The sequence below is a fragment of the Parabacteroides sp. AD58 genome, from assembly GCF_023744375.2.
Taxonomy (GTDB): Bacteria; Bacteroidota; Bacteroidia; order Bacteroidales; family Tannerellaceae; genus Parabacteroides; species Parabacteroides absconsus.
Map to the genome: position 1 here is coordinate 2,337,093 of NZ_CP146284.1, position 24,958 is coordinate 2,362,050.

The 24,958-nt window shown below is 42.1% G+C and carries 14 protein-coding genes; 4 read left to right on the forward strand and 10 right to left on the reverse strand.

What is annotated here, in order from left to right; all coding sequences use genetic code 11:
• Positions 1-31: 31 nt before the first annotated feature.
• From NEE14_RS10170 to NEE14_RS10195, 6 genes are all read right to left on the reverse strand, one after another.
• Complete coding sequence (locus NEE14_RS10170) at positions 32-2,692, reverse strand: family 78 glycoside hydrolase catalytic domain (RefSeq protein WP_251967591.1); 2,661 nt, start codon at positions 2,690-2,692, stop codon at positions 32-34.
• Between the two features lie 2 nt (positions 2,693-2,694).
• Positions 2,695-5,352: an alpha-L-rhamnosidase gene (locus tag NEE14_RS10175; protein WP_251967592.1), complete on the reverse strand. Its 2,658-nt coding sequence runs from the start codon at positions 5,350-5,352 to the stop codon at positions 2,695-2,697.
• 53 nt (positions 5,353-5,405) lie between these two features.
• Entirely contained in the window at positions 5,406-8,504 is a 3,099-nt protein-coding gene (locus tag NEE14_RS10180) for a glycosyl hydrolase (RefSeq protein ID WP_251967593.1), read from the reverse strand.
• 27 nt (positions 8,505-8,531) lie between these two features.
• The gene (locus NEE14_RS10185; RefSeq protein ID WP_338578720.1) at positions 8,532-11,273 is read right to left on the reverse strand and encodes a family 78 glycoside hydrolase catalytic domain; all 2,742 of its coding nucleotides are present in this window, start codon (positions 11,271-11,273) and stop codon (positions 8,532-8,534) included.
• Positions 11,274-11,682: 409 nt separating this feature from the next.
• Positions 11,683-14,685, reverse strand: a complete 3,003-nt coding sequence (locus NEE14_RS10190; protein WP_251967595.1) for a glycosyl hydrolase — start codon at positions 14,683-14,685, stop codon at positions 11,683-11,685.
• 19 nt (positions 14,686-14,704) lie between these two features.
• A complete protein-coding gene (locus NEE14_RS10195; RefSeq protein ID WP_251967596.1) occupies positions 14,705-16,129 on the reverse strand; it encodes an L-fucose/L-arabinose isomerase family protein in 1,425 nt (474 codons plus the stop codon).
• Between the two features lie 207 nt (positions 16,130-16,336).
• Here NEE14_RS10195 and NEE14_RS10200 point away from each other — a divergent pair, with 207 nt between their 5' ends.
• From NEE14_RS10200 to NEE14_RS10215, 4 genes are all read left to right on the forward strand, one after another.
• On the forward strand, positions 16,337-17,269 hold the full coding sequence (locus tag NEE14_RS10200) for an AraC family transcriptional regulator (protein ID WP_251967597.1): 933 nt from the start codon (positions 16,337-16,339) through the stop codon (positions 17,267-17,269).
• Between the two features lie 80 nt (positions 17,270-17,349).
• Complete coding sequence (locus NEE14_RS10205; RefSeq protein WP_243326663.1) at positions 17,350-18,207, forward strand: enoyl-ACP reductase FabI; 858 nt, start codon at positions 17,350-17,352, stop codon at positions 18,205-18,207.
• Between the two features lie 76 nt (positions 18,208-18,283).
• A complete protein-coding gene (locus tag NEE14_RS10210; protein ID WP_251967598.1) occupies positions 18,284-18,892 on the forward strand; it encodes an L-threonylcarbamoyladenylate synthase in 609 nt (202 codons plus the stop codon).
• Between the two features lie 284 nt (positions 18,893-19,176).
• On the forward strand, positions 19,177-20,064 hold the full coding sequence (locus NEE14_RS10215; protein ID WP_422394650.1) for an endonuclease/exonuclease/phosphatase family protein: 888 nt from the start codon (positions 19,177-19,179) through the stop codon (positions 20,062-20,064).
• Positions 20,065-20,174: 110 nt separating this feature from the next.
• Here the strand turns inward: NEE14_RS10215 and NEE14_RS10220 are convergent, their stop codons facing one another.
• From NEE14_RS10220 to ftsA, 4 genes are all read right to left on the reverse strand, one after another.
• Positions 20,175-21,578: a carbon starvation CstA family protein gene (locus NEE14_RS10220; protein ID WP_251967599.1), complete on the reverse strand. Its 1,404-nt coding sequence runs from the start codon at positions 21,576-21,578 to the stop codon at positions 20,175-20,177.
• A gap of 108 nt (positions 21,579-21,686) precedes the next feature.
• Positions 21,687-22,136, reverse strand: coding sequence for a GatB/YqeY domain-containing protein (locus NEE14_RS10225; RefSeq protein ID WP_251967600.1), 450 nt, complete (start codon positions 22,134-22,136; stop codon positions 21,687-21,689).
• An 8-nt stretch (positions 22,137-22,144) separates the two neighbouring features.
• Positions 22,145-23,500 (reverse strand): cell division protein FtsZ, encoded by a 1,356-nt coding sequence (ftsZ, locus tag NEE14_RS10230; RefSeq protein ID WP_251967601.1) that lies wholly within the window; start codon positions 23,498-23,500, stop codon positions 22,145-22,147.
• Between the two features lie 15 nt (positions 23,501-23,515).
• Positions 23,516-24,958: a cell division protein FtsA gene (gene ftsA / locus NEE14_RS10235; RefSeq protein ID WP_251967602.1), complete on the reverse strand. Its 1,443-nt coding sequence runs from the start codon at positions 24,956-24,958 to the stop codon at positions 23,516-23,518.

Consider the following 24,958-nt stretch of genomic DNA (forward strand, 5'->3'; position numbering starts at 1 on the left):
TACCCGACGCAAGCCTACGTTTCTCCCTCAACTAAAGGGAACATTCTATCCGATAACTACCCGACTCTAAGTCCAAAGTCTCTTTGCTCTCCGATGGCTGACCATTTACACGAACATTTTCAACCGGAAATGGCAGAGAAACGGAAGCGGAAGAACCAACCGGTATCTGAACGTCCAGGACAAAAGAAGCATCTTCCTTTTCCCATCTGACCTTCAACAAGCCATAAGGCGTATCTTTGGATGCCTGAACCCACGAAATATCATTCACCACCTGAGGTTTAATCCAAATATGCTTGTAGCCTGGCTGGCTTTCATCCGGCATTATTCCGGCTAATGCCTGATAGAACCACGCTCCAATTCCATTGTAACAATTATGAATGTGGCTGCGTTCTCCATTCCAATGCTCCCAAGTAGTAGTTGCCCCGTTATCCAACATATACAAATAGCCCGGATAATCCCGTTTCTTCAGCATCTGATACATCCATTCAGCCTGACCATTCTTAACGGCCCATTCGGTTAATACCGGAATGCCGACCAAACCTGTTGCCAAATGTCCTTGGAAACGGTTCGCCGTCACTTCATACAAAGTCTTCAGGACTGTCTCCTTCAGGTTGTCCGGTGTGACTCCAGCCAACATCGGATACACCAAATCAATTTGTGTCCCGCTGGCATAAGTGTTTCCTTTTGCATCATAGAAAGTCTCCTGTATCCGTTTCGTCAGCGCATCATACTTTGCTTTATAACCACGACTATCATCCGCTTTATTCAGCAAAGAAGCAATTTTACTCATGGCCTGGTAACAAACCGCAATATAACAGTTATCCACTAAATCAACAGACAACGGATTTGTCTGATCAATACCAATCGGCGTTGCCCAATCACCCAAATACCAGTTTCGATAGGAAGTATCCGGCCACTTCTTCAACAAACCATCAACAGTATAGTGAGCCACATATTCCAACCATTGCTGCATATACGGATAATAACGGTCTAATAATCTCCGATCTCCATAATTCAGATAGGTCTGCCAAGAAGCCGTAATAATAAAACCACACCAGAACGGACCACCGCCTGCGGCATACGGATTCGGAGCTGTATGAGGCATACTTCCGTCTTCACGCATACAATCAGCCCATGCCTGCATCCAGTTCATATACAAAGGACTGAGGTTAAACATGGTCTGCACCGTAGGAGTTGAAGCATTACCATCACCTCCATAACCCAATCGTTCAATTTGCGGACAATCTACCATATATCCACCCAATGTCAGGCAGCGCAACGTATAGTGAATCATATCATGAATAGCATTCAAATCCTTATCCGAACAAGCGAAGAATGATTCCCCACTATAATTGGTATGTACTAATGAAGCCGTAATTGCCGACAAAGCCGGCGCTTCTTTCACATTCGTCAGTTTCAGATAACGATAGGCATGATAATTGAATTTATTGGAAAAGACTTCAGCCGAATCAGCGCCAGAAGCGATATAATAATCTTCGTACAAATGATCCCGGAATTCTCCTTTATCATCCAGGAAGTCACAATAACTGATCCGTATCTTCTGTCCTTTCTCTAATGGAGGAAACTGTATTTTCGTCCAGCCTGTCAGATTTGTCCCCAAATCATAAATCCAGGCTGAATCACCGGATGCTTTACAGGTGAGCGGATGTAAATGTTCTCGTATGCCATTCAGTTCAGCCATCTGAGGAGAAACCTGATGCTCAGGAATAGCTGCCAACACAGCAGTATTCCAACTGGCAGCATTCAACGTCTCCGCTCCTAAGTCAGGTAATACACAATCAGCATGTATCTCTTCTCCACCGAACTGCCAAGGCCGCCATGTACCCGTCGAGACATAACCACTCTCACGCGTTTGCCAAGTCGAATCAGTTACCAAGCTTGTTTTCCATACACCATCCTCGAACTCTTCCAACTGAGCCCGGACAAACGGACCACCTTCCACTACGCCCGGAAGTCCATCCTGATACCAGCCTTTCCCTAACCAAAGAACTAAATCATTCTCTCCTTTCTCTAATAAATCAGTTACATCATACGTAACGATCAAAGACCGTTTATCAAATTGAGAAACAGCCGGGGCCAAAACAGCGTCTCCAACCTTCTTCCCATTCAGATAAACTTCGTGATAGCCTAATGAATTAACATGCAAGAAAGCCTTTGTCCCCTTTTGATCCCACTGAAAATGTTTCCAGAGCAAAGGCGACTGCGGTTTCCCTGAAAGCGTATCACTACCAATATAAGCTGCTTTCCAGTCTGATGGATTCAATAATCCAATGCCAAAGCAAGCTGTCTCACTCCAGTCCGAAGCCTTACCATCGCCATCCCAAACACGCACTTTCCAATAGACAAAACTCTTTGATGATAACTCATCACCTTGATATAAAACCCAGGCTGATTCCGGGCTTTCAACTTTACCGGAATTCCACAAATCAGCCTTCTCCTCTGTCAGTAAATCTTCATCAGTTGCTGCCAAAATCTGATAAGCCGACTGATGAACAGCATTTTCGTTTGTTTCAAGCTGCCAGCTCAAATACGGTTTCGTCTGATCAATTGCCAATGGATTAACCAGCTTCTCACATTGCAATTCCTTTACAACCAAAGACGGACGGGAAGAACAGGCTCCCAACACAGTTAAAAGGAATGCACTTACCCAATAAATAATCGAAGTCTTCATTATTAGATATTAAATTTATAAGTTCCTGAAGATAATTGTTTCGCTTCACCTTTACCGTCCAAATATAAGGTAGCAGTTGCTCCAGGAGGAATAATCACCTTATATTCAACCTTGCCCTGATTTCTTGTCCACTCCGAAACAATCAAGCCAAAGGGCGATTTATAAGAAGCTTTTACATAATCAAGATCTTCCACAAAATGAGGTTTCAATAGTATATTCTTGAATCCTGGCTGAGCTGGATCAACATTGATACCGGCCAATGCCTTATAGAACCAAGCTCCTATTTCTCCATACATAATATGATTCTGCGAATAACCGGCAGCCAAACCATTATAATCCCAATTCTCAAATAAGGTAGTTCCACCTTGCCGCAACCAGTTTCCCCAAGAAGGATAATCCTGTTGTGTTACCATCCGGTAAGCTTGCTCAACATTACCAGTTTCCGTCAACGCATTCAAAATTGTCTTACATCCCATAATTCCGACATCCAAATGATCCCGATCTTCATGAACTCTCTTTGCCAATTGTTCTGCTACTTTCTGAATACAATCCTCCGGAACAATTCCCCAATACAAAGGCATACTCAATTCTGTCTGATAACCATTAGCATAAATCCCCGTTTCTCTATTCAAGAATTTCTGATTTATAGTATCCTTTATTCTTTCAGCTTCCGATTTATAATGTTCATAATCTGACTTAAACCCAAGTAATTGAGCAGTCCGACTCACAATATCAACATTTTTATAATGATAGATAGACGCTGTCAATTCTCTATTTGCTACCGACTTATAAGGTATCCAGTCGCCTAAACAAGCATCGGTAATCAAACCATCCGGGAACTTTTCCAACCAGTAATCCGTATGTTTCTTCATCGTCGAATAATTATCCTTCAAACAAGTCATATCCCCATAAAACTCATACAACGTCCAAGGAATAATTGTTACCGAACAAGTCCAATCCGCAATATCGCCGCCCCAACCTCCGGAAGGAATAATACATCTCAACCGTCCGTTATCATACATATTGTCCCGATGATCGGCCATCCACTTCTCATAAAAGGTTATTCCATCAAAGCCGTACAAACCTGTTTCAATCGCCAAATGAGCATCTCCTGTCCAACCGTTTTTCTCCCGATGTGGACAATCAGTCGGATAACCGACCAAATTCGACAAATAGGAATAGTTGGTTGCTCTCCACAAACGGTTAACCAGAGAATCCGAGCATTCAAAAGAACCGCTGACCGGAACATCTGTATGAACAAAATAGGAGGTTATATTATCTTTCGTTAATTCTAATGGTTTATCCGATGATACCTCAACATATTGAAATCCCTTATAATTAAAACGCGGAGCGAATGTATCTACCTTGCCGTCTAACCAAAGAACATCTGTCGCAAATATTTCATCCACAGGATGAACGCCATATTTCAAAGGCTCCTTGACATTCTGGTAGAACTGCGTATTATTATCATCAAATATACGTTTTCTTCGGGAATCCAGTTGTTCCCCATGATGCAGTTTTACTTTTGTGCCCGACTGTCCTTGCACACGGAACCCAGTTATTCCAGACCAATTTTGTCCAAAGTCATATAAATAAAGTGTATCACTCAATTTCTTAAGAGACACAGGTTTTCTAAATTCCGTCTTTCGGATTGGATACATTGTCTGGGAAACGATATTAGAGCATGGACAGGAAACTTCTACAGCTGGAGTCCAGGAAGAGTCATCAAATGCCCATGTATTCCAACCAGGCAAGTCCTTTCTAAAATCATAATTTTCGGCAACATAAATAGCATTAAAGGTAATAGGGCCGGCCGCCACCTTGAAACTTCGATCAGAAGTAATTACATCCTTTGTTCCATCCGTATATTGAACATGAATATTCAAACAGAAAGAAGGTCTGTTACGCCAAGGAGCTTGATGGAAATTCCATTCCGCCACAGGCTGATGATTATACCATCCATTTCCTAAAATTACACCAATTGCATTTTCTCCTTCATGAAGCAATCGTGTAACATCATAAGCAACATACAACAATCTTTTACCATAATCCGTAAAAGCAGGATCCAGAAAATGATCTCCTACTTTAGAACCATTCAATGATAATTCATACAGTCCTGCTGCAACAATATAAGCTCGAGCTGATTTTACTTTCTTTTTCAAGACAAACTCCTTCCGGAAATAAGGAGTTTCGCGCGATTCTATATCTTTTCCATCCGAAACAAAACTACCTTTCCATTGTGCCGTATTCATAAATCCCGTTTCAAAAGAAGAGATAGTCTGTTCTGATGCCTGCTGATCCTGATCCCACACCGTAACACTCCAATAATAACGAGTAAAAGGTTTTAAAGCTTTCCCTTTATAAGTAGTAAGCATTTGCCCACTATTCTTCTTCTCTTGCCAGATAACACCTTTGTTTCTAACTAATGCAGCAGAATCCGTTCCCAACGTAATTCGATATGCCAATTGTTTGGCTCCGTTTCTTTCATCCTCCAAATGCCATGAAAAACGAGGTTCAGCCCGATCAATTCCTAAAGGACGAGTCAGATGCTCACACCTCAAATCAACAGGCCTACATTTTCCGGTTTCCTTTTGAGCCAACAATGTATTACCGTACATAAAGTTACTCAGTATAACCAATAATAAATATACTCTTTTCATATCCTATTTCTATCTAATTAAGTCTGTACCCAATTTAATCTGAATATAACCAATTATTCAACCACATCAAAATCTTCCATCAGACCATAGTCGCACATTTGATATTCCTTTCCAGGTATCTGCTGCTTGATATTTTTCCAATGCCATGGAGAAGCAAGTCCAGGTGCAGGATTATTGTAATGCGGGCCTAATAAGTTCTTATGACTTCCGATGACTCGTACTTCAATAGTATTCTTTCCCTGCTTCAATAAGGAAGTAATATCCAAGCGATAGGGATCAAAGGCTATGATTCCAGCCTTGACTTCATTTACATACACCTCTGCCACTGTTCCCTTCCAAGCATTTAACTGTACGGCATAAGACCTGTTTATATCATCTATCTCATACTCTTTTGTATAAGAAACTTCCCATGAATAGAAAGGTTGCTTCTGCTCTTTCCAACTTCCCAGTGTCAGTTTCTCAACAGGCGCAGCTATACTCCACCCTTTCTTTTCCGGTACGACAGAAAAATCGCCTATCACATATACAGGTTCTATCTCGGCATAAATACTCATCGGACTTACACTCATCTCAATTGTATTGATACCCTGTTTTACCTTATCTCCTATAGCATAAACGCCAAATGAACGATCCAACCACCAAGCTCCCGGAGTAGCAGATAATGTTTCTCCATTTATTTTCACCTTAAATATCTCCGGACGTTCGGCAACCAATTTCATCGTTGAATAATCAAACTTATCCTTTACTGTGAAATAATAGGAAGTTGAAAATCCTCCCGTAGTAAAAGTATCCCGATCTAATATATTCCGCTTGTATTGAACAGATGTGTTCCATGGATTTCCATTGACAAAACCGTATTCCCGAAAAGCGGCATCGGCTGCTTGAGCAAAGTAAACATTCTTAATCGTCTTTCCTTTGATTGTTACATCACAGAAATCTACTGTCAAAGCATTTTCCCGCAATCGTTTTACCTGCAGATCACTTATCGGAATCAATTTGGTATTACCAGCCAGCTCCGGCTCTTTTTCATAGTCATTCAAGGTTTTATGGCTACAATAAAGTAACAAACTACCGGCAGGCTCTAATTCAAAATGCACAGACAGACCTTCTTCTTTCTGTTCTACCGGATATTCATATATTTTCCCCTGCATGGCATCCAATCTAAGAACAGATTTACCTTTCATGGAAATTGTTCCTTTAGAAATCTCATCCATGGATGAATTCACCAAGAACAATAATTCGCCGTCTGCGAATTCTCGTCTTTGATGATAAAAATTACCTCCCGAAAAAGCGAACAAGCAATCTTTATTCTCAAAATACTCCTGTATAACCTCTTTGGTTAACACGGGAACAGAAATTACTGACTGAGCCGATAGTAATTCCGATAATTTGGAATCTTCAGCACCATCCAACCGGTTGGGAGCAGAAAAACAGATTAATTTGCCGCCTTTTTCCACAAACTTCTGCAACAAATCAAACGTCGGTTTATTCAAAGTTTCCATCATCGGTGATAAAACTACTATTGAATAAGCAGCCTGACCAATAACAAACTTTCCATCCTCTACAGTTCCATGATCTTTGATAATATTCTCAGAGCCCAAATCATATTCAACCTGATTCTTTTCTAAATTTGTTACAAAAGACTGAAAAGCCTGACCAATTTCCATTAACTTCGGACTACTCTTTGTATGTGAATAATAACTCCACAAAGTAGAATTCGGCTCTATAACTAATATATGATTATTCTGTTTCCCTTTACTCAATGCCAATGAAAGACGGCCATAATAATCATTTAATTCTTTATAAGACGACCACCAGGGAGAATGATATGTAAAGACGGGTGGATAATCATATTTTCTGGCTCCAGTCAGCGTCATGTGTGCCAAGTGTTGATTCATGAAATTCACACCTAATACATATTCCCAATCGCCCAAACGCTTAAAATCCTTGAATGTTTCATCCCAACCACCACCGCCATAAGTCTCACTTAAGGTACGTGTATATCCCATTTGATTGGCAACACTTCTTAATTCTTTTACAGCTCTTACATTTCCAAACTGGGCAACCGGACTTTTTTCGTCAAATTGATTAAATAGCATATCAATTGCCGGAACCTGATGCCAGGCATACATTGCCATATTATCCGGTCCATCGTTCATATACGGCCAACCATGTTCCCAATAATGCCCCGTCCATTTCAGATTATGCTGCTCACAATACTGATGAAACGGTTTTGACCAACGGTCGATAAACAATTGCAACAATGTTTCCATATAATTATGACGGACTTCTTTCCAGTTCCCGACTTCCTCTTCCAACAAAGGCAATAAAGGTTTTAAATCATATCCCCACTTTTGTTCAAAAGTGGAAAACAGATCAGGAGTCCATCGCAAACCTCCTGATGTTTGGATATTCGGTTCATCCGAAAAAATGCCGGGAAGTGTTTTACCAAAATCTTCTTTAGCAATCTTTTCATACCCTTTCATGGTTACTTCCAAGAACTTTTCAGTCACACCTTTCACCATAACATCCACATACGAATAACCTCCATACCAGTCCGATCGACCATAATAAGTTTTCTTGTATAAGTAATATTTACCCTCTGTATTTTTATAAGAAGCAACTTTATCCGTGATATCTATCCAGCTTTCTCCTTCTTTTTTCAGACAAATAAAATAATCCGCTGTGTTCTCAGGTAAAACATTTACTTTTTCCAGAGCCAAGCCTTGTCCCTGATTATAAGATTCCGGCATTTCTTCCGGGACATGTCCTCCGGCAAAACCACTCGGATATGAATTCTCATCATAGATCCACACTTTCATATCCTTTTCCTTGGCATAATCAATGGCATGCTTATACAACGAATACCATTCATCAGACATATATTCCGTAATCAAACCGGGACGAGGATGAACAAAAAGACCACCAAAACCGGCATCCTTCAATTCCCGAATAGTCCTTTCAACTTCAGCATTTGTCACTTTACTATTCCACACAGCCAATGGTGCTGTCCGATATTCAGACGAAGGATTAGCAAAGCCAGCTTCCAGATCTTTTAATGAGTCCTTTGATTCAGAAGGATTCTTCTGACAATTATTCAAGAAAAGCAAAGCTAAAAAACTCGTAATTATAATAGATAACAACTTTCTCATGCCACTTATTCTTTATAAAAATCCGACCTATTTCCTCACCTCAAACTCATAAATTCCGGAACCAACGGTAACGACTGTATAACCATTTTCCTGACGAATAGTAGCAGAGGAAAGATCTTTTATGGCTATTCCACTTTCGGTAATTTGATCAACCTGTGTTGTTGGCAAATAGACAGATGCAGAACTATTGGCAGGGATCTCAACCCGGATGATGAATTTTTCACCTGTATCTTTCCAATCTGAGACAATTGTTCCGTAAGGAGATTCATAGGACGTGCGGGCACTTCGAACATCACCTACCGGAGATGGCTTAATAACAATATGTTTAAATGCAACGGACGCCTCATCCTGGCGGATACCTCCCAAACCACTGAAAAGCCATTCCATCAGATGTCCTAACATAAAGTGATTGTTGGAGACAAAACCATAGGCTTGCCAAGATTCAGTTAATGCCGTTGCTCCATGAGCTAATTGCCAGCCATATCCCGGAGTATCGTATTTACTGTTCATATCATAAATGAGATTGGATGCGCCTCCTGCTTCCAAGGCACGCAAGACATAACGATAACCAACATCACCTGCTGTCAAGGCATTGTTTCTTGAACGTATATCTTTTACCAGATTCTCATATACCTGCTGATGATTTTCAGGAGTCGTCAATCCCATATACAAAGCAACGGCATTGGCAGCCTGACTGTTCCGGTCATATTGTTTTGTTTCCGGATTCCAGAATGTCTTATTGAATGCCGCCTTAATCTCTGCTGCCAGATTCTTATACTTCTCAACATCAGCTTTCTTTCCTAACAGATCTGCCATTTTTTGCATCAGACAAACATCATAATAATAAATGGCCGTAGCAGTAACACCATTGGATGTCAACTGAGAAACGCCCGGGGCATTAGGACCAATATCAAACCAGTCACCCAAGCCATAGGCCACAATATGATCTTTTGCCTGCGAAGACAGGTAGTCAATGTAGCGTTGCATATCCGGATAATATTCCGCTATCAACCGGCAGTCTCCATACCATTGGTAAATATACCACGGACAGATGATAAACGAACTGCCCCATTCCGGTGTATCCTTAAAACCGCCTTCAAATTCTACTAACTCAGGCGCAATTGTTGGGACCATACCATTCTTGGCCTGTGTAGAACACATATCATTCATCATCTTCTCATACATTCGAGCCAGATTATATCGATACTGTACAGAATATTGCATCAAATGGGCCTGTTCCAACCAACCTAACTTTTCCCGATGCGGACAATCGGTCAAGACACTGGCCATATTGCTTCGAATAGCCCAATCGATTAACTCATATGTCTGATTAAACAAAGGTTTAGAACAATGGAATGTTCCTACCTCCGGTGCCGAGTTACAGGTATGTAATCCTTTTAAATCCAAAATGACTGGCAAAGATTCCGGATTATCCTGTCCGGCAGGAACAGCTCCTTCAATTTCCACATACCGGAAGCCATAATACGTAAACTGAGGTTGCCAACAAACCTTTTCATTCCCTTTCGTCGTATAAGCAAACCAGAAAGGAGCTCCTGATGCACTCTGATTAACGGTACTGTCTGGATTCAACAGCTCGGCCGGATAAAACTTCACCTGTTGTTTTCCATTCGACTGCATGGACAGATGAATCACGCCGGAAAAGTTTTGCCCTAAGTCATATACCCATTTCCCTTTCTGATTCTTGAAAAGACGAACTGTAGGAATACTGTCTCTTACCGTCAAAGGAGCTGAAGTTTGTGCCAGAAGCCGGGTATTCCAGCCCGTATTCAATGCCTCTTTCCAATTCTGATCATTAAATCCGGGTTTTGTCCATCCGGGTTGTTCCCGATTGGCATCATAATCTTCTCCTCCATAAATACTGCTATATGTAATCGGGCTCTCAGTTGCTTTCCATGATTTGTCCGTCACAATGTTTTCTATACTTCCATCCACATATTCCAGACGGATATTCATCAGCAAACGAGGTGCACCATACGATGTTATCAGCTTAAAATAACGTTCACGCGGGACATTGAAGAAACCGTTTCCCAACATCACTCCTACGGCATTCTTTCCTGAATGAAGCTGTCGGGTAATATCAAAAGGAACATACAAAGCACATCGGTCATACTTCGTCCAACCCGGATCCAAGAAGTGGTTTCCTACTTTCTCTCCATTCAGGAACATATCAAAATGCCCAAGACCGGAGACATACGCGATAGCCCGTTTCAAAGGTTTCTTCACATCAAATTCTTTACGGAACTGAGGCAAAGCATACATACCTATCTTTTGATCAGGTCGGAACCTACGATCCACTTCGCCCAATCCATGCACACCTGTTGTAATAATCTCGTCCTTTTTATCTTTTTCCAACGAGATCCAACTGGCTTTATTCCAATCCTTTTCAGTGAGAAGTCCCATACAGAACTCATTTACCGGACTCCAAGCCGATACATTTCCCTCCTGATCCCAAATACGTACTTTCCAATAATACGTTGTTCCGGCTTTCAAGGTTGTCCCCGAAAAAGGTATCAGAATTGATTCTTGCGAATCCGTCTTCCCACTACTCCACACATTCCCTTTATTATCTTCCAACATTTCAGGCGAATCAGCTACCAAAACTTCATACGACGACTGTACAAAATTCCGTTCCGAAGAACGAATCTGCCAGCTGAACCGAGGCTGTTGTGTTTCTATTCCCAAGGGATTCTCAGCTTGCTCACAGGTAAGATTAAAGACTGAAAAATCTGCTTTCCCATACATAGCCATCGGAAAAAGTATGAATGCTAAACATTTATAGAAAAAACGACATCTCATAAAAAAGACTTTAAGGTTATACACTTTTACAAATGTATCCAACAATCACACCATATTGATTATAAAAATGACCTGATAGTTGTCAAAATTGATATTTTTCTTCAGAAATTTTTGAATCACTGCATTATGTAGATTATCAACCAGATAGAAAGATGGTGAAAGATCTTTTTCCAAAGAAATCTTCTACTCGGCAATCCACTACTGAAAACAGAATTCAAAGCAAACGAGAATCAGAAATGATACTAACGAGAATCGTTTTTGATCCTCGTTAGTTTTCTTTGAAAACACGCCAGTTTTTCCTTCAGAGCTGCCTACCTTTTTATAAAAAGCCGGCGTGTTTTTGGATAATGTTCGGATCGTTTCACTCCAATACTTGAATGATATGTACCGGGCCTAATAAACCGGATTCTAGCAAAGGTGTATCCTTCGTGTAATGCGGATATGTGGTAAACGTATAACGGTCACTGGGTCGTTTCTCTCCTTTCAACAGCCATTCCGGCCATTGACCATTGACAATATCGTCATTTTTCTTCTGTTCATCTCCGATTAACCGATTGCCCCATAAATTGGTCACCTCTATTTTCAGCTCATTCTTTCCATTCTTCAAGGCGCCTGATATATCAACTTGCCACGGTGAAGTCCAGATCGTACCTAAATCCTGACCATTTAACCAGACTTTGGCTATATTTTTTACAAGACCCAAATCCAGGAACAAGGAGCCCGACAAGGTCTCTTTGTAATCAAACTGCTTTGTATAGACAGCTGTTCCCGAATAATACTTAATTCCTGGTTCTGTATGTTTTGACCAATCCTGCAATGTTGGGAATTCCACCTGTGCCAGTCCGCCCCACTTCGGATCAAATGCGACATTCCAAGGTCCCTGTAATGACATCAATATTCTCTTTCCTTTGATATTTGTTGAAGCAGTCGAAGCAGGCTGCCGATCTCCGGAAAAGAATACGAAATAGCTCTGATAAGGAGCGAACGCCAATTCGAGTGAAGTCTGTTTTCCGTTATCCGTTGAAACCGGAATCAGGGAAGTCTTTCCGGTTACAGGATTCCATAAATAAGGTTGCTTACCAGAAGCACGGAAATGAGCATTTACCGACATATCCTTATCCATCCGGTTAGAGACAAAGAAATAATCCACATCATCCACCTGTTTATGAATATACCGAACCGTTCCCTGATCAGACAGAAAGTCAACCGGTACGTGCATTTCGCGCAACACCTTTGACGTCAAATCAAAATCAGGATACAAATTGTCCAAATGGTTTTGGATATCTGTTCCCCAGGCAATACGGCCTTTGCCATAAGTATGGAACATCAATCCTTCCGGCAGCTGGTTTCCACCCCAAAGCTTTACTACTACCTGCTGCAATTTCTGATCAGAATTTGGATAATCGGTTAACCCCGGAGTCTGCACAGGAGGCAAACCAATCACAACAGCTCCATCATTCACCAGCGATTCTATCTTCTTCAGCAAATCCAACGTCATCGTCTTAAAGGCAGGCAATACCAGCAGGCGATACTCCATACCCGAAGGGAACTTTATTTTCCCGTCTTCCACAAAAGCAGTATAGAGCAGGCTTGGCGGACAGGCATCAAAATTATATTCCCGTTTATCCACCATATAATCTCCCGTCAAAGCGGATTTCGGCGCACGGAAAACAAAAGGAGCCTCTTCAGGAGCCAGATAAAGAATATCAGCTACCGTCTGACCTTTCTGCAGCAGATACTGACAACGCGCCACATAAGTATGATATGCATCCACGTACGGCCACCATGTCTGATTACGGTTCCAATGGACTCCATACGGTCCCATGGTCATTCCCGGACGCAAACTATCCGGCAAGGCCTGATGTTGAAACGTATGATAAGTCAGCCGGTTAATACCAGCCGCAAAAGCCCAATCGGTTTGGTTCTTCATAGAAGCCGGATGCTGACGCCAACCATCGCCCGCTGCCGTAAAAGCCTCCGAAGGAACCACCCGCTGCCCTTTGATATTGGCCAGAGAACTGCCTTCAATGGCACTAAACGAAGTATTATAACCACCCGGACTCCAGAACTCACACATCGGGATATCAGCAGAAGCGCCCAACTCCAAATCCTGCATCGGATTCATGTCATACGGTTCTATGGAGAGCTGCATACCATGCTGATGAGCATAAGCCTTGACAAACAAAGAATGATTCTCCAGCATTAATTCTTGCATTGTCTGACGCAAATCCCACAAGAAACGCTCACTGATATTTTTATCCCCTACTACCAGTCCCGCATAAACCGGGAAATAAGGTTGCGGATCATATCCCCTACGTTTCTTAAATTCTTCTCTTAACCGCGGACTCCAGTTCTGAGCCCCCATTTCCCAGCTATCCATGTGCAGGATCTTAAGACCTCCGGCCAACGTGGTATCTCTTTCGCCCAACAAGTCAAACAACGATCCTGTAAATGTACGCAAATGTGCCATCAGAGCCGTTGTATCCGTCTTATCACATTCAAAGCCAACACCAGGAAGAGGTGCCGGACGAGTAACAGCTCCATTATTACGTATGCCAAAACGCATAATCATCCATTCACCAGAAGGAACATCCCACGTAACAGATCCATCCTTTAATAAAGAAGTCAGGTCTTTAACCTCGTCAACAGCAATCGCATCTCCCGGTTCCAGCGGCTTCTCCTGTTCCTCCCGCGGAATAAATTGTTTCACTCCTGGAACAGAGCTGTATGGCGCCCGATAATACAGGGCCTTTTCTTCAATGTCCTTTATGGAGACCTTTCCGTTCGTTGCCGGGAAAGCCAGAACAGCCACATCTTCATAATAATCCAGCCATTTTTCCTTTAATTCCGGGGTAAATGCTCCCTCTCCGAAATAAGGAGGCTTCGGTGAAGGTTTCTCCAAAGGAATCGTCTGCTTACTGCCTCCGGTTACACGCGTAATGGAGGAAACCAGATGTCGCATTGATTCTTCGCCTTTCACCCACGGACCTCCACTGCCAGTCCAACCCGGACCAATTCCTAAAATCATCGTAATACCCAGGCGCTCACATTCCCTAACGGCATGCTTAAAACAGTCTTTCCATTCGGCACTTAAGAAATCTACATGCCCACGAGGTATGCCAACATTGACCTCCAGGAAAACGACAGATCCGATTCCTGCCCGTTTCATGGACTCCAGATCTTTGGTCATCCCTTCTTTGGAGAGATTTCCATCCATGAAGTACCAATAAACGCCAGGCCGTGCTGATTCAGGAGGTGTAACAAACAAGCGTTTCATATCTTTCAGTTCCTCAGCACTTGCCCAATGATTCATACCAGACAGGAACAGACTGGTAGCAAGCAGGGTATATTTCAATAACTTCATACGCATAGATTTTATTATATTATTTTACTTCCACACAAGGAATATCCAGCAGACTTGCCAGTTTTCTGATCTTTCCAGCCACATGTCCGATTCCGATCGCGTAATGGTGTGAAGGACCGGCTTTACTCCAATTATTTATAAACGAGCGAACACCACAGGCAAAACGATAACGGCTGTTGGTATTTCCGATCTGCAACACAGGACCAGGAACAGATTCTCCTTCTGCCACCAACAGGAACAGCCCGTCTTTCCCCTCACAAACCGACAATAAAGTAACATCACCATGACGAACCGTCATCTGGATAGACAATCCTTTTCCCGGCTTTCCATGATAAACAGGAAGAGGAACCAGCTTAACCCGTCCTTCTGCCATGGTGAAATGAGCCGGTCCGTCGTGTCCCAACAAAACAACATCATCCTTAAAATCCAAAGCATATAACTCAGAGAACGAGCCTCCGGCATTCAATAGAGACAGGATCTTCATGGCTTGTACATTCTTAATCTCACATTCTCCGGCAATTGGAATTCCTTTTCCTGTCAATAACGTATTACCGGCTATCACCGAAGTAACGATATTCTCATAATCATTGCCGGCATACCCTTCATAATAATAAGCCATCGAACCTAAGTGATGCGCTTCTACCAGCTTATCCAAGGCCACAGACGTCTTGGCTGCCCGGAGTAATTCACTCTCCTCACACTCATTAACCACTTCGAAACGCTCCCGGAACTCGGCTAATTTCTGCTCTATTGCTTCCGAAGAAGCGGCATCCCGATAGGCTTTCAACTCACACATTTCCAACAATTCAACATGGGTTCCAAAGGTAGAAGACTGCAAAGTCAAATCAGAATAGACATCCAGCATACCACCATAGTAATGACCTAAAACGCCCATCCGGTTATTCTGCATTCCTTTCTTGGTCACAGCCGCCTCTAACCATTCTTCCAATTCCGCCCAAACGTATGCCTCATCCAGATACCCAGTAATGATTTCATAACGGATACCGGAACGGTTGAATACATTCGAGAACTCAGGAACCGAACACGCCTGACAGTTGGCCAGCCATTCACCGGTCATCAGACCTCTATCTCCCAAACTGTTCAGATACGCATAATCAATACAAGGTGTTGGCTGTATATTCAATAATAGTACAGGAACCTTCAATCGCTGCACTAATGGTAAAACTGTAGAAGAAAGAGCGTAGGTTGAAATATACACCAATAATATATCAATAGACTGACGCCCCAGCTCATCTGCAACTGTTATTGCTTTTTCGGGTTCATCTACCATTCCGCCATCCACAATACAAACATGCTCATGAGTCAGCCGCTTTGCAATTTGCATCCGATAACCGCATAACCGATCATACAATCCTGCAAACTGAGGCCAGTACGTATTCAACCCCACTCCAACTAATCCTGCATACACCGTTCTTTCTTCCATATTATCTCGTTTTTATATTATCTGTAGTCTATATGCAAATATGCCTTTTTCAAGGCAACTTTATTTGTATTTATTGATCTCGAATATATCAAAAATGACATATTTTCTGATGGAATTTCTTTTTTAACCCCAAGCGCATACGATAGTCATTCCAGAAACACTAACTTTGAGAAATCAAGTAAAAGAATTATTTCATCTGAACAGCAAATGGGAACAACTCATAACCATATTCAATATTTAGGTAGTAGTCCCTTAGATGAAAAATGGGGATTGACAGTAACCACCGTAGGCTATCAACGCATTCCGGCCCACAGTACGTATCCATCAGCCAAACAACATCCGCAAGGCTACGTATTCAATCCTCAGAATGGCCGTACGCTTTCGGAATATCAGTTAGTATATATTTCGGAAGGCTCCGGGTTCTTTGAATCGGCTTCCTGTAAAAAGCAAAAGATAAAAGCCGGAACCATGTTATTAATCTTCCCGGATGAATGGCACACGTATTATCCGGAAGAAAACGGATGGTACGAACATTGGGTAGGCTTCAGAGGTAATATGATTGAGAACTGGATTGCCAACAAATTCTTCCTGAAAGAAAAACCGGTCTTCGAGATAGGAATCAGCTCTACGATCATCGGCTTATATGAAGATATGGATGCCTATGCTTCCAAAGAAGATGCCGGATACCAGCAGCTCATTTCCAGCATTGTCTTATACTTAATGGGAGAAATTTATTTCAAGGTAAAGAACTCGGCCTTTAAAGAATCGACGACAGTCCGTAAAATCAATGAAGCCAAAACCATCATGAAAAGAAATATCAGTCAGCCGATATCCGCAGAAAGCATTGCGAAGCAGCTGAATGTAAGTTACTCATGGCTGCGAAGCCGTTTTAAAGCCTATACAGGTATTTCACCCACACAGTATCATCTGAACTTACGGTATTTAAAGGCCAAGGAAATGCTCTGCACAACACAATTGAGTATTTCCGACATTGCCTTTGCGCTGAACTTTGAAACCGTATCACAATTCTCTTCGTTTTTCACCAAGAAAGAAGGAATGTCTCCCAGTACATTTAAAAAGAAATATTATGTAGACAACAATCCGGAGAAAAACCCTGCCAAAGGCCTTGACGAAGATTAAAAATCCTCATACAGAAGACAAACTCTTTGTCATATTGCACATTTCCACTATCTTTGTGCCAAATTTTTAAGGTTATATATATGAGTCATGATTTATTAAAAGGCAAAAAAGGTATCATCTTTGGTGCACTGAATGATATGTCTATTGCCTGGAAGGTCGCAGAAAAAGCTGTGGAAGAAGGAGCGACCATCACTTTAAGCAATACTCCGATTGCTGTTCGTATGGGACAAGTAGACGAATTGGCCAAGAAATTGAATGCTCAGGTAATTCCGGCTGATGCTACCAGCGTAGAAGACTTGCAGAATGTCTTCTCCAAATCAGTTGAGATCTTAGGCGGACCGGTTGATTTCGTTCTGCATTCCATCGGAATGAGTCCGAATGTTCGTAAAAAACGTACATATGATGATTTAGATTATAACATGCTGGAAAAGACTTTGGATATTTCAGCTATATCTTTCCATAAAATGTTGCAGGTTGCCAAAAAGCAGGATGCCATTGCTGAGTATGGTTCAGTGGTAGCTCTGACTTATGTAGCTGCACAACGTACTTTCTTCGGTTATAACGATATGGCTGATGCCAAGAGTTTGTTGGAATCAATTGCCCGCAGCTTCGGTTATATCTATGGCCGCGAAAAGAATGTACGTATCAATACTATTTCTCAGTCTCCGACTCCGACAACAGCCGGTAATGGTGTGAAAGGAATGGAACACCTGATGGACTTCGCCAACAAGATGAGTCCGCTGGGAAATGCCGATGCGGAAGAATGTGCCAATTACTGCGTTATGATGTTCTCTGACTTTACTCGCAAGGTAACGATGCAGAACTTATATCACGACGGAGGTTTCTCAAGTATGGGTATGAGTCTTCGTGCCATGAACCAATACAGTAAAGGTTTCGAAGAATATACCGACGAAAACGGACATATTATCTACGGATAAATCCATACAGAAAAGTTGACCGGCTTTATCACAAAAGCTGTTGTCAACTTTTCTTTTTAATAATAAGGGAGGGAATATGTTACTGAAAATCTATGAAGAAAATCCCAATCCGAGGGAGATAGCTAAGGTAATCAAAACACTGCAAGACGGTGGTCTGATTATTTACCCGACAGATACGGTATATGCCATCGGATGTGATGCCTTGAATGTACGTGCTGTTGAAAGAATCTGCCAGATCAAAGGAGTTAATCCTCTAAAGAGTAACCTTTCGATTATTTGTTATGACCTGTCCAACTTGAGTGAATATGCCAAAGTAAGCAATGCGGCCTTCAAGTTGATGAAAAAAAATTTGCCCGGACCTTTTACCTTCATCCTGCCTACCAGCAACGAATTACCCAAGATTTACAAGAACCGGAAAGAAGTCGGCATTCGTGTACCCGACAATAACATCGTCCGGACTATCGTTCAAGAATTGGGCAATCCGTTACTTACCATGTCAGTACATGACGACGATGATGAAATTCTTGAATACTCTACCGACCCGGAACTGATTGCAGAAAAATATGAAGGACGGGTAGACCTGATTATTGACGGCGGTTACGGTGGTTTAGAACCTTCAACCGTAGTAGATTGTACAACCGACGATTTCGAGATTGTCCGCCAGGGAAAAGGTGTATTAAAATAAAAGTCGCCATTGGCGATAAGAACTTTCCAAGTCAACCAAATTCGTTAAATGGCACTATTTTTTATCGTTTCACCCGGGTGGAACGATCTCTTCACCCAGGTGGAACGATTGTATCACAAGGGTGGAACGATCGTTCCACATTCGTGAAACGGTAAAAATACAAGCAGAAATACCTATAATTTTAGCGATTAAGAATAAACTCATCAAGGATTTCCTTCGATATTGTTCACTTATCACAATTATTCTCTACCTTTACTCTAAAATTACTAACAAAGAAATAAATCATGAAGAAATTCGTAAGTGCTGCCTTGTGTGCCATCATGCTGATGGCCTGTAGCGGAAAAAAGACACAGCAACCGGCCGAAACGGCTCAACCGGCCTCATCATTGCAAATCGAATGGGCTACATTCAACATACGATTAGATAATCCGGGCGACAGCCTCAACAACTGGCAGTATCGGAAAGATACTGTTTGCAAATATATCCTCGCCAAGAAGTTGGATATCATCGGTATGCAGGAAGTTCTGCACAATCAGTTGGAAGATCTGAAAGCAGGTTTACCGAATTACGCCGCTATCGGTGTTGGACGTGAAGACGGGAAAGAAAAAGGAGAGTATTCGCCTTTGTTTTATCGGTCAGATAAATATGAAGTACTTGAAAGTAATACATTCTGGTTGTCGCAATATCCGGATAGTGCCGGCTTCATCGGTTGGGACGGCGCCTGCACCCGCATTGCCACTTGGGCCAAGTTTAAGGATAAGGCGACAGGTAAGATTTTCATGGGTGTGAATACCCATTTTGATCATGTCGGAGTTGAAGCCCGCCGCGAAAGCGCCCTGCTGATCATCAAAAAGATCAAGGAGATTGTAGGAGACCAACCAGCTGTTGTGACAGGCGACTTCAATGTAAACGACCAGTCGGAAGCCTATCAGACAATTACAACCAACGAATTTGTCCTGAAAGACGCTTATAAGATGACAGATCAGAAAACAGGACCGAACTATACGTTCCATGACTTCGGCCGCTATCCAATGGACAAGCGAGAAAAGATCGACTTTATTTTTGTTACTCCCCAAATCAAGGTATTAAATACAGAAATATGTCAGAATCCGGAGACAAAAACAGGTTACTTGAGTGATCATAACCCACACATGGCTCTCTTGGAATTCTAAGTCAATTCTTTCCTACATAAAAATGCACCCGTAAATCCGTTTCCTTTATCCGAAAGACAGATTTACGGGTGCATCTTTTATCGTTCAATTCTCCAAACGATGAAAGAGAATTATTTCCTTCCTTTATATATAAACAAGGCCCATACAGCCAAGGTGATGACCGAAGCAATCACAATCGATAATGTGTAAGGAAGACCAAAACCTTCAGGAGCGACAAAGATATAAGTAGAACAAACCATTGTCATGAACAGGGCCGGAATCAGGGTTACGATATATAACTTACCTTCCTGACGCAGATAAACCGACAAAGCCCACAGGGTGAAAACAGCCAATGTCTGGTTTGTCCAGGCGAAATAACGCCAGATCATATCAAAACCCGCCTGATCTTTCAAAGAATAAACCAGAATGGCGATGGAGATTAAGAAAAGAGGAACAGAGATCAGCAAACGCTTAGCCATGCTCTTCTGCTCCATTTTCAAGAAATCAGCGACAATCAGGCGAGCCGACCGGAAAGCCGTATCACCCGAAGTAATCGGAGCTGCAATCACACCTAAAACAGCTAAGATACCACCAACTGCTCCCAACCAGTTTTTCGTAATTGAATCAACAATAACAGCCGCATTGTTTTCTCCCATTCCATTTTCATGGAAAAAGTAAGTGGCAGCTGCCGCCCAGATCAAGGCTACAATTCCTTCTGTAATCATGGCTCCATAAAAGACAGGATAAGCATGTTTCTCACTCTTCAGGCAACGGGCCATCAATGGACTTTGAGTCGCATGAAAACCGGAAATGGCTCCACATGCTATACTTACGAACATAATTGGGAAAATAGGTAATCCTTGCGGATGAGTATTGGCAAAGCCATCTGTAAACTCAGGCAAATCCGGATGATGAACATACAGCATCACAAAGATTCCAACTGCCATAAACAGAAGGGCGATGGCAAACAACGGATAAACCTTTCCGATAATCTTATCGATTGGCAACAGAGTAGCCAGCACATAATACAGAAAGATCACAATAATCCAAAACATGGTATCAAGAGATTCAGGTGTAAGACTGGCTAATAGGCCGGCAGGACCAGCTACAAAGACAACACCGACCAGAACCATCAAAACGATCGTAAACGCACGCATGAACTGCTTGAAACGATCACCCAAATACATACCTACGATTTCAGGAAGACTGGCCCCATCTTTACGTAAAGATAAGAAACCGGCCAGGAAATCATGCGTGGCTCCAGCAAAAATACTTCCTAAAACAATCCAAAGAAACGAAGCCGAACCAAATTTAGCTCCCAGAATAGCACCGAAAATCGGGCCTAACCCGGCAATATTCAGAAACTGAATCATGAAAATCTTCCAGGTCGGAAGAGGCAGATAATCTACACCGTCTTGCTTGGCATAAGCAGGAGTTAGACGTTTCGGATCTATACCAGCGATTTTCTCAATAAATTTTCCATAAACAAAATAACCGACAATAAGGGCAATAAAACAACAAGTAAAAGAAATCATTTCATATAGTGTTTATAAATTAAAGTTAAGCTTGCTCAATTAGAAAAAGTGATGAAAATGCACACTGCATACACTTCCACCACTTTCTCCCCTATTTAATTTCCTCTATTAAGCCAATAAACGCTTTACGGCTTCAGAAATAGCACGGCCTTCGGCTTTTCCTGCCAATACTTTTGAAGCAACGCCCATTACTTTACCCATATCTTTAGCGGTAGTAGCGCCCACTTCTGTAATAATCTTCTTTAGTTCGGTTTCCAATTCTTCCGCAGACATTTGCTTCGGTAAGTACTTTTCAAGAACAGCAACCTGAGCTAATTCGGCATCGGCCAAATCCTGTCGGCCTTGTTGTACATAAATCGCTGCCGAATCCTTTCCTTGTTTCACTAATTTCTGCAACAGCTTCAAAGCATCTGCATCCGCTAATGTATCATTCGCTCCCGGAGCTGTTTTAGCTTCCAAGAATACTTTCTTTACATTTCTCAAAGTCTCAAGGGCAACTTTATCTTTTGCCTTCATTGCGTTTTTAATGTCTTCGCTGACTCTTTCAAACAAATCCATATCTATATTTATCTAAAACTAATCACTGAATTGGTATTATTATCCGACTTCTTATACGCTGTATTGGTATTGGCAGATGAGAATGTCGTATTTACTTCCGGAGCATCAAATCCACCACCACGACGCAGCTGGTTGATTTTCCGTATATCCCGATTATATGTTGGAGAATCTTCCAGCATGACTATCAAGGTATCATCATCCAGCTCATCGGCAGTCAGTGTTACCACTTCAACCTGCGAACGCAGACGATTTACCGAATAGCCATATTTCTTCATCAAATTCCGTTCAGACTCTTCACGGGCACGACGTTCGGCTTCCATCCGTTGTTCTTCTTCCGTACGCAATTCCTGAGCAGCCCGGTGTTGTTGTGCCATTTCCGGAATATCATCCAGACCAAACCCTGTTGCCAGAATTGTAATTTTAATCTTATCGCCCAATGTATCATCAAAGGCAAATCCCCATTTTACACGGAACTTCGTACGGAAACGAGCCATAAATTTATGAACCTCGCCCATTTCATCAATACGGAATTCATTATCGTGACTTGAATAAATATTGAACAATATACGCTGTGCATTATAAACATCATTATTATTCAAAAGCGGAGAGCTCAAAGCCTGATCAATGGCCTGCTGCAAACGGCCTTCTCCTTCACCATAGCCATTACTCATCAGGGCAACGCCACCATCTTTCATGGTTGTCTTCACATCGGCAAAGTCCAAGTTCTGAACACCTCTGATCGTAATGATTTCAGCAATGCTCTTTGCAGCAATAGTCAAAGTTTCATCAGCTTTCGCATAAGCCTTAGAAGCACTCATGCCAATATCGGAATAAATCTCACGAACCCGTTCATTATTGATAACCAGCAGTGCATCCACATTCTTTGAGATCTCTTCTACACCCAACAAAGCTTGAACAATCTTAAACTGACCTTCAAACTCAAATGGAATTGTCACGATACCAACCGTCAAGATTCCCATTTCTTTTGAAACTCTGGCAACTACAGGAGCAGCTCCCGTACCAGTTCCACCACCCATACCAGCTGTAATAAAAGCCATTCTTGTACCATCGCTCAACATCTGACGGATCTCTTCCTCGCTTTCTTCCGCAGCTGCACGGCCACGTTCCGGCTGATCACCAGAACCTAATCCACAGGTAGTTGTTCGTCCCAACAATAACTTCACCGGAACATCTGAGCCATTTAATGCCTGCTGATCTGTATTACATAAAGCAAATGAAACATTATGTATGCCTTCCTTGTACATATTGGTGACAGCATTACCACCACCACCGCCAACACCGATTACCTTAATAATAGCATCCGGATTTGTCGGAATATTTAAGTTTATCAAATTGTCGTCCATTATGTTCTTGTGTTATTAGATTTCACCATTAAATAAATCGCCCGCTGTTGAATCGGCTTTCTTCTTCAATTTTTCCCACCAGCTGATCTTCTCCTTCTGAGGAGGATTTACAGTTTGTCCCTGATTCGGATTAGACTGAGAAGTCTGTTTCTGAGATTGAGTTTGATTATCCTGACGATATGAAGTTTCATTACCAAACCTTACAGAATTAACTGGGTCGTTCTTCGGAGCAACCGGTTCTTCCTCCTGTACTTTTGGCTGTACATGCGTTACTTTAGGTTCGGCTTTAGGTTCCTGGCGTAGTGCGCAATTTTCCTTTCCATGCAGCAACAGAGCAACAGCTGTCGTAAATTCCGGATTATTGGCAATCATTTCAACACTGCTATCTATCGTTCCTTTACGGATTAATGGATAATGCACTTCCATATCAAAACATTCACTGACAGCTTCCCGCAAATTACTTAAAGCAGAACCACAACCTGCAATAGTAACAGAAAAACCTGGCTCTTTAGCAACACCAGCATCTTCCACACGAGCATATGCGTTCTTAACAATTTCACGAGAACGGGCTTCTATAATTTCATTCAAGTCGGCCAACGACATTTCCTGAGACCGGTAATCGTCCATTTTATTGATCTCTATCTTCTGCTGTTCCTTACCCCTGTCTAACGGAAGCGCACTGCCATAAGTTCGTTTCAATCGTTCGGCTTCCATTTCAGAAACCCGTAAAGACATGATATCACGCGTGATCAAACCTGCGCCCAACGGGACTACAGTCAAAGCCACCAGACGTCCATTCTTGAATATGGTCACAGAAGTAACACCTGCCCCAAAATCAATCAGGATGGCACCTTGTTTATCAGCTGGAGTTAAAATCAAATCAGCCAAAGCCAACGGAGCAACAATAATTCCGGCAATGGGCAATTTAATCCGATCTGCAATGTTCGTCATGATAGAACGGCGGATCGTTGGTTGCGCTACGATTAATTTGTATCGTGCTTCAATCCGGGAACAGGAAATTCCTAACGGTTCGCTTTCCTCTTTTCCATCCAATAAATAAACCGGAGATGTCACTTCCAACACATCCAGCAAAGAAGGTTGATAAGCCCTGCATTCATCTTCCAACTGTCTCAATACAGCCGAAGTAACTTCGCCTTCAGCACCTAACACTTTCGATACTGTATGATCAATCGTCCGAATAGATTTGGATCCAACGCCGATATATATTTTGCCAATCTTACTACCGCCTAATTTATTCTCCAACTTCAAGATCAGACGTTTTATTTTATTGGCTGTTTCCTCAACGTTATATACACATCCTCTGCGAATGCAGGATTCTGATTTTTCTACATCATAGGCTATAATTGAAAGAACGCCATTTTCGTTCTTCGTTCCCACCATTCCAACCAGATGGGATGTGCCTAAGTCTATTACCGCTATAAAGTCTGTGTATGTCAT